Genomic DNA, 15434 nt, shown 5'->3' with positions numbered 1-15434 from the left:
TTGCAAAGTGAAAAAATGACAAATTTTGTACCATTTATGTGTCCAGGAAGGTATTTAATTTGCCCGAAATGTCATATTGAAGTAATAAAATTCTTTTGGATTAATGATTAGATATCACAAAATTCTTTCCATTTTGACCCTTATTCTCTGGGGTTTACCAACTCATACAGCCTTCTCACAAGGTTTTGCCCATGACAAATTGGAGAAAACTTTTGCGACCGACTTCAGTGTTACCTTAATCGCCCATGATCTATCCGAATTATTGGAACTATTACAGCGCCTGGACTGTGATCTAGAAGAATCTCACATTTATGAAGAATTTAATGCTATAAATATTGACATCACAAAAGACAAATTGCAATATGTGCGTCCATACATCTCAGCTTTTGATTTAAGATCGGAAAAGCCTCACACAGAAGCATTTCTCTCTGACTATTTTCCGGAAGTGAATGCCATTCAGGCTGCCAGGCTGGCTTATCCCAAGTATTTTAATTTTCTCGATACGCTTTCTCTCAAAGAGAATGAACCTGACCCCAGTGATATCGATCTCATCAACCAGATCTTGCCTTCTACCTTGGGTTCAGGCAAGATGGATAATCACGCCACTGAAATGTCTACCATCATTGCAGGTACAGGCAATACATTTTATTCCAGCATTGGTATCGCAAAAGGTAGCTATCTTTTAAGTACGGACTTTAATAACCTTTTGCCCGATCCCCTTTCTTTTTTCGTAGAAAATGGGATCCACATCCAAAACCACTCTTATGGATTAAATGTCGAAGACTATTATGGAATTGAAGCACGAGCTTACGATGAACAATCCTATAAGTATCCTACATTACTTCATGTTTTCTCTTCCGGAAATAAGGGTGAAGAGAATGCCATTTTTAGCCATTATGCTCAATTAGAAGGGTATTCCAATTTGACAGGAACATTTAAGCATGCGAAAAATGTATTAACTGTGGGAGCGATCGATTCTTTTTCTAACCTAATTGAAGTTTCTTCCGTAGGCCCAGCTCATGACGGACGAATTAAGCCTGAATTAGTGGCTTATGGGTACAAAGGAACGTCGGATGCCGCAGCGATTACCAGTGGGTGTGCTGCCGTCATTAGAAATGGATTGTTGAGCGAGGGGCATAGGGCTCGTTCAGACCTGCTCAAGGCCATATTGATTGCTGGGGCTGATGACATTGGCACTAATGGTCCGGATTTCCGCTCAGGTTTTGGGAAAGTCAATCTGTTGAAGAGTTTATCGATCATTGAAAGAGCTCATCACCTTTCTGGAACCTTAGATCAGGAGGAAGATGTGGCAGAATTTGAGGTCAATGTTGAGGCAGAACATGCACGGTTTGTGCTGACATGGATCGATCCACCGGGAGAAATTGATACAGATAGGGCCTTGCAAAATGACTTGGATTTGGAAATGGAAGATGAGACCGGTAAGATCCATTACCCGTATCAATTAAATTACCTGCCCTCAGAAATCACATCCGGTGAAGAAATCGGTTTCGGCAGGGACTCAATCAATAACATTGAAATGATTTCTTTAAATGCCCCGGGATCATACAAAATAAGAGTCATTAAGAATAGGTTAAAGACAGACCAACAAGCTTTTTCTTTGGCTTTCTACCTTTCAGATCCACAGGATTTTACATTTATAAATCCTTATGATGGAAGCAATATTGAGCCCGAAAAACCGGTATACTTACATTTCAATAATCTCGCTAATGATACTGTGAGCAATGTGGAGTTTGGAGCCAATGTTGACTATACCTATCCCGAAACTCTTTTTTTTCTTGAAGAAGAAGCGCAGGTCGAAGGAAGCGCAATCACTCATAATGGCCTATTGGCGGAGGTAACCTTCTCAGTAAGTAAAATACCAGAAATTCAGGTTTTGTGGAAATGTCAGGATTCGATACGCATTGCATGGACAGGAGATTCAGAAGGTGATTTATACCAAATCATGAAGTTGAAAGGTGAAGTTCTTGAGGTTATAGATTCAACAGTCAACCGATACTACACCTTAGCGAATGACAATAACCTTTTCGTTGCCATTCGAAAAAAGCTTGCTGAAAATCTTTACGGGCCACATAGTCTTACCATCAATTTATCTAATCGTAACCTGAATTGCTTTTATGAAATATTCTCAGGTGAAAAGAGAGGGTCCTCTATTGAATTGTTTGCTAAAATAGTGGCTTTACCCTTCTACGATTCTGTTTTGGTAGAAAAGTGGAGTGGGGAGATGTGGGAGGAAATAGCTATTCTAGCCACAGATGAAATTGAACAGAGTTACATCGACCATAATCCCACATCTGGAGTAAACAGATATCGGTTGGTTTTCAAAAACAACAATAATGAAAACTATTCAGAGGAGTTGGAAATTTTCTATGTGCCTGAGAATGAAATAATTGTACTTCCTACCATTTCTTCACCGTCCCAGGGATTTGACGTCATTCAGGGAGAATATCGAATGCTTGATTTCTATCTTTTTGATGCTACAGGTCGTGTAGTGTTGAAACAGGTATTACTTTCTGCATTTGACTTCATCACACTAGAGGGTGCTTCCTCTGGTATATATTTCTACGCTATATACAATGGAAAAGACAGGATACAGTCGGGAAAATTAGCCGTAATCGGACTTTAAATACTAAGCTGCCATTTTTCTGCATGCTTCTGCACAAGCCCGACATGATTCTGCACATCTCTGACAGTGATCGTGATCATGGGCCTCGCATTGCTCGGCACAATATTCACAAACTTCCGCACAAAGTTTGCAATACTTAGCAGCCCATTTGCTATCAGATAACATGAATTGTAGACAGGCATGGCAAGCATCTAGGCATTGAACACAGCAATAAGGACAGTCATTCATGCTATCTTTTCCGGACATTTGCACAAGGCAATCTTTACAATCTGCAATACATTTTTGACAGGCTTCTATACAATCAAGAAATTTAATGTTCATGGTCAATCTTTTACATACCTGACTTTACTAAAATGTATTTGGTTCGAAAACGGATGATGAGAGATCAAACATTTAAACTCTAGACCTTTATAATTCTCATTCTAACCTCGACTCTCCGATTATTCATTCGCCCTTCCTCAGTTTCATTGGTGTCAATAGGATTCGCTTCACCATTGCCATAATAGAAAAGCTTGCTCTCCGGTATGCCTTTCGATTTCAAATATTCAGCAATAGACTCTACCCTCAGTTTGCTTAATCTCAGATTACTGCTTTCACTGCCGGACGAGTCAGTAAATCCATCGAGTATGATGCTGTGGCCAGGAAATTGCTTGAAAAATTGAATCAATTTGTCTAATTCCGGCTTAGCTGACTCCGGCAATCGCGTACTACCGCTGGCAAATTCAAGTTTTCTTAAAGTGTAGGCATCACCTTTTAGCAGGGCCTCTTTGTCCTTAAATTTTAAGGTGACATTTTCGGTAAATTCCAACTTTTCCAATTTTACCATGTGTTTATTTCGTTTGCCACCGGTAGCGGAGCCAAATCCCCAATAAACAAAAGGGTTGCCATCAAATAAATCTCCCACTAAATCTACCTTCTCCTCTACGCGTAACTTGCGATCGAAATAAAATCTGAATATATTTGAACTTGGAGTCCAGTCCACGCTTACTTTGTGATAATCACAATCTTCAATGTTTTTTCGATTGGGGTCCAGAGCTACAGGATCCGTAAGCCCAAAGGGATGCCTTAGCGATCCGTGAGCCATTAATGCTACATGATCGAAGTATGGATCACTTAAATGAAAATTTTCATAAGTATCCATTTCAACCCCAAAAGAGGGATACAATCCGCCAAAACCCATACCTTCTCCTCGAAAACCAGTTGACAACTCGGGATGAAGAATAAATACAATACCATCAGCACCTGCATCCGAGCATCCAAAATAGATCTCCATCTCCATGTTGAAGGGTTTCGTTAAATCGATGTCATCTTTATACCACATCGCGCCACCTTGCCAAAATTGATTTTCAGTCAGCACTACGCCTTCTCCACCTGCCGATGCCGCCGTCCCTGTCAATACAAAATCTCTTATATTGAACTTGACTTCTTGTGCATCAATAGATTGTAAAGATAAAGATATGATCAAAAGTGTGGCAAAGTATTTCATACTTTTAAAGATAGTACCGGAATCTTTAATTTCCTAACCGATAACGATAATACACTGCTGCTCCAGGCCAAGGAGGCATTTTTATAGAATATCCATATTCATCAGCCTTGGTATCTGGTGGTGGATTGGTCTTGAAGTTCAAAACGGTATCTGATTGAGCTCGAATTGAAATCACGTCATTTGGATCCTTAAGCGCCCACTGATTCATCGGTATTGTTTCAATCACTTTTTTGTCCTTGTAAAGCAATAAATCAATAGAAATGCCGCCTTCTCCTAACTGAAAAGCATAATCATATGGATTCTGCACTACGAGAAAACCTTGTTTATTGACCATCACCTTTAATTTGTCAAAAGATTGATACACCAGAAAATCCGGCACTTTAAATCGATCAGGAGCGAAAACAAAAATTTCGGATTCATTCATCAGCGTATCCTGTAACCAAATATTAAATTGGTTTTTACGTTTTGAGGCTCTGTTAAAAGAATGTGAAATCGAAGAAGGTCTATACCATTCGTAAATTGATGGATCCTGATAAGAATCGAAGAACACGACCGGACGGTTTCCTGCCCGTTCTGCTATCATCGCAGCAAATTGATCCTTTCTCCAAATGCCTCCATCTGTTTTCAATAGATCAAAAGTCATAAAAACATGCAATGCTATCAATAAAGGCGAGCTGATTAAGAACAACAGTCGAAGTCGTTTTTCACCTTTTCCATCCAAGCGTTTGATCAATAAGTAAATGAATGGTACATAGGTAAGCACCAACCACTGAGGTTGGACATGATCCCTGAAGGAATGAAAGCCAAAAAAAACTAGAAATCCGATCAATACAAAATAACAGGTTTTTTCAAATTGATTGTTCCAGGTTTTCTTTATCACCTTGACCAAAAATAAAATGAAAAACGGATTGAAAACCACCAGTAGATTTCCAAGATATTCTAAAGGATAAAACCATTTGAAATCACCCACTCGTTCACTTAAATGATAGTTGAAGGTCATCCATTGATGTTCGTATTGCCACCAAACATGAGGCGCCCATATCAAGATACCAAGGAGACCAGCTAAATATGTTTTTGGATTGAGAAATAATCTGGGATGTGCCAATAAAGTAAATATTATTAATAGAGCTCCGTGATACTTACTATATAAAAGCAAACCCATTATTAGGCCCCACAATAGGTAATCTTTCCAACGATCATTTTCTAAAATTTTTTGGTAGCAAAGGAAGAATAATGCGCTAAAAAAGAGTAAGGGAACATCCGGTGTGGTAATAAAACCATATAAGTGTAATAAGGGAAGGGAAAATACGACATACCAGAAAGATTTAGTTTTCGAAGGTTGGTCCACCATCTTCCAAACTAAATAGATAGAGACCATGGTCATTAGCACGGTTGTTGCCCGAATGGCCAGATTTCCGGAAAAAATCAAATCTGAGAACCAAATCATCAATGCAACCATGGGAGGATGATCAAAATAACCCCAATCCAGATATTGACTAAATCGCCAATAGTAGAGCTCATCAATATGAGGTGGAGTCCACCAGGCCTGAAGGGTAAAAAGGGCCAACCAGGCCAATGCAAAGTAAAAATAGATCGTTCGGTTTTCCATTTAGCACCACAAAATAGGGAAACACCTTCAACCTCTATTCAATCTGACAGTAAGATTTTTATTATCTTGCTTTACTTCTCCGATAACAATTTATTCAAAAAACTAAGCACCCGATATGAGTACGGACTACCGGAACCTTAAAATCCTGATGCAGGAGATCAAGGATGACAATAGAATACAACGGATTATAGACCAACAAGATAAAGTTCATGTGGTAGAACACTTTTGGAATAAGGATCATTATAACAGAGATGGACAGCTCAAAAGACTTTCTTTTCTAGAAGAAAAAATGGGTAAGAAATTCAATGTCTTAAACGACAATGACAGCATTCAAGAACTGGAACAGCTCAAAGGGAATATTGAAAACTTTATTGGATTCAGTAAAGTCCCAACGGGAATTGCTGGGCCACTTTTAGTAAACGGCACAGAGGCTTCAGGCCAATTTTATTGTCCTTTGGCGACAACAGAAGGTGCTTTGGTAGCCAGTTACAATAGAGGTTGTAAAGCCAGTAGTCTTGCAGGGGGTATCCGTTCAATTTGTATTACTGAATCGGTTCAGAGAAGTCCTATCTTTAGATTTGAGTCCATTGTGCAATTAGGTCAGTTCTTAGCATGGATTGTTCATCAATATGAAAAGTTTGAAGCGATCACCGGGAAATGTAGTCGGTATGCAAAGCTTATAAACATGAAAACAAATATTGAAGGCAACCAGGTCAATCTGATCTTTGAATATACCACAGGTGATGCTTCCGGACAAAACATGGTAACTTTTTGCACTTCAGAAATTTGTAAGTACATCATTGAGCAATCACCGGTAAAACCCGTCCGGTGGTATATTGAGAGCAACTTGTCTGGTGATAAAAAGTCCAATTACCAGTCGTTTCAGAATGTCAGAGGTAAGAAGGTCATAGCGGAAATAGATCTCTCACGTGAAGTGATCGAGAATGTGCTTCGATCTACCCCGGAACTTATGGCTGATTACTGGCGAACCTCAACTATGAGTGTGATACAGTTGGGATCTATTGGTGCGCAAGGTCACATCGCAAATGGATTAACCGCTTTATTTATTGCAACAGGTCAGGATGTAGCATGTGTTTCGGAAGTTACTGTAGCCGTTAACAGAATGGAGGTGAGCAGCAGTGGTGGGCTTTATGCGAGTCTGACCATGCCTAATTTGATCGTCGGTACAATAGGTGGTGGAACCTCTTTGCCTTCTCAAAGAGAATGTTTGGAAATGATGGACTGCTACGGGGAAGGTAAAGCCAAGAAATTTGCCGAGATCTGTTGTGCGCTTGCGTTGGCTGGAGAATTAAGCATCTGTGCAGCCATTGCATCGGGACATTTTGTTTCGGCTCATCAACGTTTAGGGAGATAGAACAAATACCATGAAGAATATACCAGAAAAGAAGATTGTTAATCAGAACCAACTGCCTTTGTATAAAAGGCTGTGGATATACCAAAAAGAACGATTTCCAATATTTGGACATGGACCTCTGATTTTAATGTTTACATTTTCGGCCATTTCTTATAGTAGAATTTGTCGCGGAGTTGAAGGATTTATAGCGTCTAAGGATTTGTGGGTAGGTTTTTTGACTACCTTTTGTCTGTTCTTGCTGGTTAGAATTTTAGATGAGTTTAAAGACGCAGATACGGATCGTCAATATAGAAAGGAGCTACCCGTTCCGAGGGGATTGATTAGCTTCAAAGAGCTCAGAATCCTTGGAGTGATCGTGCTCATTGTCCAGGTCCTGGCCATTCTTCTAGTTCATCCTTCTATGTTTGTGATCTATTTGGTGGTAATGGCCTATCTAGCTTTGATGACCGTTGAATTTTTTGCCCATGACTGGTTAAATAAGCACATGTGGCTCTATGCTGCTTCTCATATGATGATCATACCTCTGGTTGATATCTATGCAAGTGGATTAGATTGGTATCTCGACGGAGATCAGCCACATCTTGGATTATTCTACTTTTTCGGTGTATCTTATTTCAATGGTATTGTTTTGGAAATTGGTAGAAAACTAAAGGCTCCTTCCCAGGAAAAAGAAGGTGTAGTGACTTATTCCGCCATGATGGGATATCGCCGTGGTGTGGTACTGTGGATGATCATCTTGGGAGTAACTGCTTTGATAGCAGCTGCAGCTTGTTACTACGCAGGGATTTCGATCTATAGTTATTACGTTCTTGCATTGATGCTGCTGGTTGGCTTAATTTTAGGTCAACAATATCTGCGTCATCCTACAACAGTAAGATCTAAGCGACTTGAGCTAATTTCAGGTGTTTGGACCTTAGTGATGTACGGAACACTCGGAGGCGTCCCCGGAATAATAAAGATTATCTCATGAAAGATTACTTACTTCTAAGTGGGCAGAAAATTGGGGGGAAAGCGACCCAATTAATTAGACTTTCAGAAGAAGGATTTAACGTGCCTCACTTTAAAGTCATTCCTGCTGAGTTTCAGCATGAATTACATGAAATTGAGAAGTCTTTAGGTCAATGGAGTGAAGAAAATAAGTTTTACAGTGTCAGATCATCAGCTGTAGGAGAGGATGGTTCTGATTATAGCTTTGCCGGGCTATTCGAAACCTTTTTATTTGTGCGGAGAGGTAATCTTTTGGAAATGATTCAAAAGGTATATCAATCGTCATCTTCAGAAAGGGTGACCTTTTATAAACAGCAGAACAACATTGAAGGTGAAGTTCAGATGGCTGTTATCATACAGGAAATGGTTTTTGCGGAAACTTCAGGAGTGATGTTTGGTCTTCATCCGATCACGCTGAAAGAAGGCGACATGCTTATTTCATCAGTATATGGTGTAGGTGAAGGATTGGTTTCAGGTACATTGAATTCGGATGATTTCACCATCAGAAACGGAATGGTATTCTCACAAGTGATTGCCATTAAAGATCAAAAAATGGTATATGATCAGAAGGGTGGTGGAACAATCTTGCAAAAAGTGAAAGAAGACATGGCGACGCAATCCTCCTTAAAGGAGTCACAGATTTCGCTATTGGTCAACGAATTGGAAAAAATCAATGCACTTTACAAAAGTCCTCAGGATGTGGAATGGGCTTTTGATCAAAAAGGGGAACTATTCATTTTGCAAAGCAGACCCATTACGAATATCCATAAGCAAAAAGGAAGTCGGATCATTTGGGACAATAGTAATATCATTGAATCCTATCCAGGTGTAACCACCCCTTTGACTTTTTCATTTATCAGAGAAATGTATCGGGTTGTTTATGAGCAATTCAGTGCATTCTTAGGTATAGATAAAGATGTTCTAGAAGCTCACGCAGACGTATATGAAAACATGTTGGGTCTTTTGCGTGGTCGTGTCTACTACAATCTTCGAAGTTGGTATCGCGCCCTGGCACTGCTTCCCGGTTATCGTTTGAATGTTGGATTTATGGAAACCATGATGGGGGTGAAGGAAAGATTTGAATTGGAGGATCAATATAAAGTGAGTAAGTCAAAGGCGAGATGGATGACCGTAAAAACCATTTGGAAAGCCATTCTCACATTTCGCAAACTACCACGCGAGAGGGATGCATTTCTTAATTTCTTGGATGTTACGGTAAAAAAATATCAGGAAATTGACTTTAAATCTGAAACGCCAGAAGAATTAAAAAAGCACTACGATACTTTTGAAAAAATCCTCACAGAAAGATGGAATCCACCTCTGGTCAACGATTTTTTCGCTATGATCTACTTTGGTATTTTTCAAAAGTTGATTGAAAAGTGGATCGGAAAAGACCATCCGCACCTCCATAATGATTTACTGGCTGCAAGTAATGACATCATATCTACTCAACCCATGATACAGAGCTTGAGATTGGCTCAGGAAATACTAGATAGCCATGAGCTTCGCGACCGGTTTAAAGGTGATCCTAAAGCAGTCTATGAAATTATAGAGGGGTATGAGATCAAATCAAAGATTGACAAATACCTCAAAAAATTTGGCGAGAGATGCCTTGGGGAACTAAAGCTTGAGACCATTTCATATAATCAGGCACCTCATAAGTTTATCAAGATTTTACAATCGTATATCAACAACCCTGAAAGTCTGGAAACCCTTAAAGAAACGAAAAGCGCAACACTGAAGACCGAGGCTCAAAAGATTGTTCATCAACATCTTAAAGGTCGTTTTTTCAGAAATAAGATTTTTAATTACTTTCTCAAAAAAACCAGAGAGTTGGTGAGTAACCGTGAAAACCTGAGGTTTGAAAGAACCCGCGGATTTGGGATTGTCAGACAAATATTTTCTGCAATCGGCCTGCAGTTTGAAAAGCGAGGATTAATTGATCATCACCGGGATGTATTCTACTTGACTAAAGAAGAGATTTTTGATTTCATTCAGGGTACGGCAGTCTCGGTAGAATTAAGAGCTATAATCAAGTTGAGAAAGAAAGAATATGCTGAATATGAAAAGGATTCCTATGTTCCCGAACGAATTACAACCTACGGAACTGTCAATGAAGGTCTAGAATTTACAAACATGGATAGGCTCCTCGAGGCTACAGATGGAGATCTAAAAGGAATTGCCTGCTGCCCTGGTGTGGTCAAAAGTGAGATATGTGTGGTTCATTCTCCGGATCAGATCGATGATCTTAATGGAAGGATAATGGTAACAACCAGTACCGATCCCGGATGGATTACCCTATTCCCCACGGCATCAGGTATTTTAGTTGAAAGGGGCAGTCTGCTCAGTCATTCTGCTATTGTGGCCAGGGAATTAGGCATACCTTGTATTGTAGCCATCAATGGTTTACTAGAGAGCCTCAAAACCGGAGATTTAGTGGAAATGGACGGTGGGTCAGGAGTTGTAAAGTTGTTGAATCATGACACAGAGGAATAAACATCTAGAAAAGGTAGATCATAGCATTATCAGATATGCAAATGTTTGGGAAGATCCTGTTCTTCTTATTGAAGGCCTGGATATCAGGCCAGGTCACAAAGTACTTTCCATTGCTTCAGCCGGAGACAATGCATTGGCTTTGGCTACTCAAATGCCAGAGTTGATCGTTGCTGCAGATGTCAATTTATCTCAACTTTATTTAACAGAAATAAAGAAAGTTGCCATTCAAAATCTGGAGCGGGAAGAGTTCCTTTCCTTTATTGGATTTACGCCCCCTCTGGAAAACAGGTTAAACTGCTTTAAAGGATTTAAAAATCAATTAAGTAATTCGGCAAGGGCATTCTGGGAAGATCATGGGTCAATCATTGAAGATGGCATCATCTATCAGGGTAAGTTTGAAAAATACCTAATGACCTTTGCCCATAAAATCTTACCTCTGATTCATTCTGCAAAACTAACGCAAGAATTATTTGCGCCTAAATCATCTGTAGAACAACGAAAATTCTATGATGAAAAATGGAATACCTTAAAATGGAGATGGTTCTTCAGATTTTTCTTTAACAAACAAGTGATGGGGCTTTTGGGGAGAGATCGAGCTTTCCTTCGACAGGTAGAAGTACATGTCAGCAAAACAATTCTTGCAAAAGCTGGTCAACACTTATCATCTGACTATGCTCAGAGCAATTCAATGCTGCACTTCTGTTTAAAGGGCAATTTCGACGATGCCCTGCCATACTATGCTCGTGAAGACAACTATGAACTTGTGAAGCAAAATTTGGATGTGATACAAACGGAGCATTGTTACGTGCAAGACGCATCTGTAAAATATGGAAAATTCGATCGCTTTAACCTTTCGAATATTTTTGAATATATGTCGTCCGATATATTTCAGTATACCGCTCAGGCTTTGTTGGAATCTGCAAATACTGGAGCGAGGTTTGCTTATTGGAATCTCTTGGTGGAGAGGGTGATGTCGAATGTAGTTTATGGAATGAATAGACTTCCAGACCGCGAAAAATGGTCAGAAAGAGACCAGGGTTTTTTTTATATGCAATTTGTGCTTGAACAGATTGTGAGATGAGATTCTTAACTTTAAGACCGTAATGCAAATCACTGCCATAGACTATTTAACCATTCTGGGTTTTGCTGGAATTTTTCTTTTACTTTTTGCGATTGCAGAAATAGGTTACCACTGGCTAAAGATTGACGTCAATTATACCCGAAAGTTTGTCCATGTGATGACGGGAATTATTGTGATGTTTTTCCCTTTTTATTTCACGAGTCCAATAAACCTGGTTATCATTTGTATAAGTTTTTTTATTGCTTTAGCGCTTAGTAAAAGACTCCATTTGATGCAATCTATTAATGCTATTGACAGAAAATCCAGGGGTAGCACACTGTATCCAGTAGTGGTGATCATCTGTTATTTTATTCAATATTATTTAGAAAGATATATCTATTTTTTTCTACCCATCATGATTTTAGCCCTGGCTGATCCTGCGGCAGAATTTGTGGGCAGGCAGACCAATTATCGACCATATGAAATATTCAATCACAAGAAAACTGTAGCAGGCTCTATTGGCTTTTTTACGGTCGCATTGATCACATCCTTAGTGGGGCTGTATTTTATCACTGAATTAAAAGTCTGGGTGTTAGTATGCTGTTCGATTGTAGTAGCATTAGTGACGACCATAAGCGAAGCAATAAGCATAAAAGGTTATGACAATTTGGTTATACCCTTGACCGTTGTTCTGGTACTTTATCTTTTTGGAATATAGGTCAATGGAAGTCAGAAAAAACATCAACTGCCTGGAGAGCGAGCAAAAGCATCTACACTGTTGCTTTAAAGTCATTGACAAGCAAATCACACTGGCAGAACTTAGACTTTATGTCAATCCATATCACAAAATAAATGGGCTACAAGCGATAGCCTTTGGACATTTTCAATGTGCCAATGATCCGCGCGTTTTCCAGTTGCTCATGGATGCGGCCGTTGAGGAAGTACAAAAGCTAGGTCACCGATTGCTCATCGGTCCATTAAATGGTTCTACCTGGAATGACTATCGGGTAGTGACGTCTTATCAAAAACCGCCGTTTTACCTGGATATCCATACTCCTGATTATCATATTGAATTAATGCGTCATTACGGATTTACCGAGCTTGCGGCATATCACTCCTCTTATGCAGAGGAGATTATTGATCATTGGGATGAAGTTGAAAAATCTCATCAAAGTTTTGTCAACAAAGGTGTGATTTTTGAAGGTTTTAATCTCGATGACCCATCTGCTGAATTTGAAGACTTATATTACTTATGCAGTGAAGCATTTGCTGAAAATTTTTTGTACAGCCCGATTTCCGAAGTGGATTTTCAGCGTAAGATGAATGCATCGTTACCTTTAATTGAGAAAAGGTATACCATCATGGCCAGAAAGGATGGCAAATTAGTTGGCTTCATTTTTTGTTATAAGGATTTATGGGACAAAACGTCTGAAACCATAGTAGTCAAAACCTTGGCGAGATCCACTGATAAGGAGTTTCAGGGAATTGGAAGCGCTCTGTCGGCCCTTGCCATGAAACACGCAAAAGTCGATGGCTTTACAAAAGGAATCCATGCATTAATGGTAAATTCAAATACTTCTACGTATATTTCCACTAAGTTTAAGGCCAATCCCATGAGAAATTATGCGCTGATGTGCCTTAAAATTGATTAGAAAATGGAGAAAAACGTTACACCAATACTTCGAAATGTCTTTCTAGGCGTGTTGGTTTTATTCCTGCTTTTATGTCTAATGGCGTGGATTTTTAGCCCTTATAAAGATAAAGTTGTATCACATGTGGGTATTGATATGCCATGTGAAGCGGCATTCGATTACCTGGGAAACTCAGACAATGCAAGTGACTGGTCCAGTTTTGTGCCTTATATAGAAACCATCAATGAAGATAAAGTTGCCGATGGCATGGTAGGGTCAAAGAGAAAGTGTTATACGGAATGGGAAAAGGAGGGTTTTCAATGGGAGGAAGAAGTATTGGAACGGATAGAAGATAAATATCGAAAGCTGAGTTGTTATAATTACAAGAATTTGTGGTTAAGAGCTCCCGATTTGGTCACAGAGCAGATTTATTCGCAGACCGACTATGGATGCAAAGTCAGCTTTACCCTCGACTTTATGTATAAACCCAGTTTCTGGGATCTTGCCAAAATGAAATACAGCGCCTTTCGGATTAAATCTATATTCGATAAGAATCTCAAAAACATCAAAAAAGAGGTATACAAGCGTCGTCCTTAGGACTCATGGAGAACATCGTCAGGCTATTCTTTGATGCCGCAAAAAAATTCCCTGATCACTTTGCCATTCACTCAGAGAGCAAGTCAATCACTTATCAAGAACTGAAAGATAGCGTCATCAGAACCGCGAGGTACTATGAAGAAAAGGGCGTAAGAAAAAATTCGAAAGTCCTGGTTTTCATTCCTATGTCTATCCGACTTTATAAAACGGTACTGGCTTTATTGGCCATTGGTGCAGTAGTCGTATTTATAGATGAATGGGCCAATAAAAAGCGTTTTGATAAAGCGTTAGAAATCGTAAAAGTTGACGCGGTTATTGCACCTCGGAAATATTTATTTCTGGGGTATTTATTTAGAATGCTCCGGCATATTGAACTAAGTTTGGTAGCACCTTCAGATCATAAATTGATGTCCGTTCAGCGGAAATCACTATTTACCGAAGTCGACAAGCAAAGTCCTGCGAGCATAGACAAAGATGATACGGCCTTAATAACTTTTACTACAGGAAGTACCGGACTGCCTAAAGCAGCTAATAGGACACATCATTTTTTGAATATTCAATTCAACGTTTTACAAGAGGAAATGAAAACAGAGGCAAGTGATTGTTGTTTGGTCACACTTCCCATTGTCCTACTGTCCATTTTGGGCACTGGCGGTTGTGCCATTCTTCCTCAGTTTAATCAAAGAAAACCTCACCTTCTAAATGTCCCAAAGCAGGTCAAATTATTAAAGAAATACAAGGCCAATACAATTATCGCTTCACCCTTTTACGTAGGGCGTCTAGCGGAAAGCGAATACATTTTCCCCGATATTCAAAAGGTTTTTACAGGTGGCGCTCCAGTTTTTCCAGATTTGGCTGAAAAGGTGGTCAAAGCATTTCCCGACGCGAATTGCCAGGTTGCATATGGCTCCACAGAAGCAGAACCTATATCAATGATCGCCATGAATACAGTCAGCTTGAATCAATATGGTTTGGCGGTTGGTTCTCTAAATAAGCACATAGACCTAAAAATCATAAAGATTACGGAGGAGGCCATCCGACTTGATCAAGATGGGTGGCATAAATGGGAAGTACCCTTTGGCGAAATTGTTGTGTCGGGCCCCCACGTACTTAAACAGTACTACAACAGTAAGTCAGCCTTCCACATGAATAAAATAGTAGATGATGAAAGGATTTGGCATAGGACCGGAGACAGCGGCATCCTGATAGATGGAATACTGTATTTGAACGGCCGTTGCAGTCAGCTCTTAAATCGTGATGGAACATATCATTCTTTATTTATAATTGAATATCAAATTAGTCAGATTCCAAGAGTAAGTCTTGGAACATTAATGGGTGAAATTGTCGTTTTAGAAGTGGATGGAAATAACCTTCGATCATCCCATTTACGTAAAGAAATAGAAAACCATGTCAAATCCTTGAAGATACCTTATCAAGAGATCATATTTAAGCGTCAAATACCAAGGGACCCACGGCACCATTCTAAAATTGACTACGGCAAGTTGAAAGAAATCATCAACTGAAATTTGATTCGAAATGACTATCTTCC

At 39.5% G+C, this 15434-nt stretch carries 12 protein-coding genes; 9 read left to right on the top strand and 3 right to left on the bottom strand.

Going from position 1 to position 15434, the window contains the following annotated elements; all coding sequences use genetic code 11:
• Positions 1–103 precede the first annotated feature (103 nt).
• Complete coding sequence (locus tag L2567_RS09945) at positions 104–2644, top strand: S8 family serine peptidase (RefSeq protein ID WP_235297611.1); 2541 nt, start codon at positions 104–106, stop codon at positions 2642–2644.
• A 3-nt stretch (positions 2645–2647) separates the two neighbouring features.
• Here the strand turns inward: L2567_RS09945 and L2567_RS21300 are convergent, their stop codons facing one another.
• From L2567_RS21300 to L2567_RS09935, 3 genes are all read right to left on the bottom strand, one after another.
• A complete protein-coding gene (locus tag L2567_RS21300) occupies positions 2648–2809 on the bottom strand; it encodes a four-helix bundle copper-binding protein (protein ID WP_406626681.1) in 162 nt (53 codons plus the stop codon).
• A gap of 235 nt (positions 2810–3044) precedes the next feature.
• Positions 3045–4130: a lectin-like domain-containing protein gene (locus tag L2567_RS09940; protein ID WP_235297610.1), complete on the bottom strand. Its 1086-nt coding sequence runs from the start codon at positions 4128–4130 to the stop codon at positions 3045–3047.
• A gap of 25 nt (positions 4131–4155) precedes the next feature.
• Positions 4156–5739, bottom strand: a complete 1584-nt coding sequence (locus tag L2567_RS09935; protein ID WP_235297609.1) for an ArnT family glycosyltransferase — start codon at positions 5737–5739, stop codon at positions 4156–4158.
• 115 nt (positions 5740–5854) lie between these two features.
• Between L2567_RS09935 and L2567_RS09930 the strand changes: the two genes are divergently transcribed.
• The 8 genes from L2567_RS09930 to L2567_RS09895 are packed head-to-tail and all read left to right on the top strand — an operon-like array spanning position 5855 to position 15408.
• On the top strand, positions 5855–7114 hold the full coding sequence (locus L2567_RS09930; protein ID WP_235297608.1) for a hydroxymethylglutaryl-CoA reductase: 1260 nt from the start codon (positions 5855–5857) through the stop codon (positions 7112–7114).
• Positions 7115–7124: 10 nt separating this feature from the next.
• Positions 7125–8084 (top strand): UbiA family prenyltransferase, encoded by a 960-nt coding sequence (locus tag L2567_RS09925; protein ID WP_235297607.1) that lies wholly within the window; start codon positions 7125–7127, stop codon positions 8082–8084.
• Positions 8081–10597: a PEP/pyruvate-binding domain-containing protein gene (locus L2567_RS09920; protein ID WP_235297606.1), complete on the top strand. Its 2517-nt coding sequence runs from the start codon at positions 8081–8083 to the stop codon at positions 10595–10597. Before L2567_RS09925 ends, L2567_RS09920 begins: the two co-directional genes overlap by 4 nt.
• On the top strand, positions 10581–11678 hold the full coding sequence (locus L2567_RS09915; RefSeq protein WP_235297605.1) for a DUF3419 family protein: 1098 nt from the start codon (positions 10581–10583) through the stop codon (positions 11676–11678). Before L2567_RS09920 ends, L2567_RS09915 begins: the two co-directional genes overlap by 17 nt.
• Positions 11679–11700: 22 nt before the next feature.
• Positions 11701–12375, top strand: a complete 675-nt coding sequence (locus tag L2567_RS09910) for a diacylglycerol/polyprenol kinase family protein (RefSeq protein WP_235297604.1) — start codon at positions 11701–11703, stop codon at positions 12373–12375.
• A gap of 4 nt (positions 12376–12379) precedes the next feature.
• Positions 12380–13309, top strand: coding sequence for a GNAT family N-acetyltransferase (locus L2567_RS09905; RefSeq protein WP_235297603.1), 930 nt, complete (start codon positions 12380–12382; stop codon positions 13307–13309).
• 3 nt (positions 13310–13312) lie between these two features.
• A complete protein-coding gene (locus L2567_RS09900; RefSeq protein ID WP_235297602.1) occupies positions 13313–13885 on the top strand; it encodes an SRPBCC family protein in 573 nt (190 codons plus the stop codon).
• A 5-nt stretch (positions 13886–13890) separates the two neighbouring features.
• A complete protein-coding gene (locus L2567_RS09895) occupies positions 13891–15408 on the top strand; it encodes an AMP-binding protein (RefSeq protein ID WP_235297601.1) in 1518 nt (505 codons plus the stop codon).
• Positions 15409–15434 lie beyond the last annotated feature (26 nt).

Source organism: Portibacter marinus (genome assembly GCF_021533195.1).
Classification (GTDB): Bacteria; Bacteroidota; Bacteroidia; order Chitinophagales; family Saprospiraceae; genus Portibacter; species Portibacter marinus.
The sequence above is the reverse complement of the archived record's forward strand: the minus strand, read 5'-3'. Positions and strand labels throughout refer to the sequence as shown.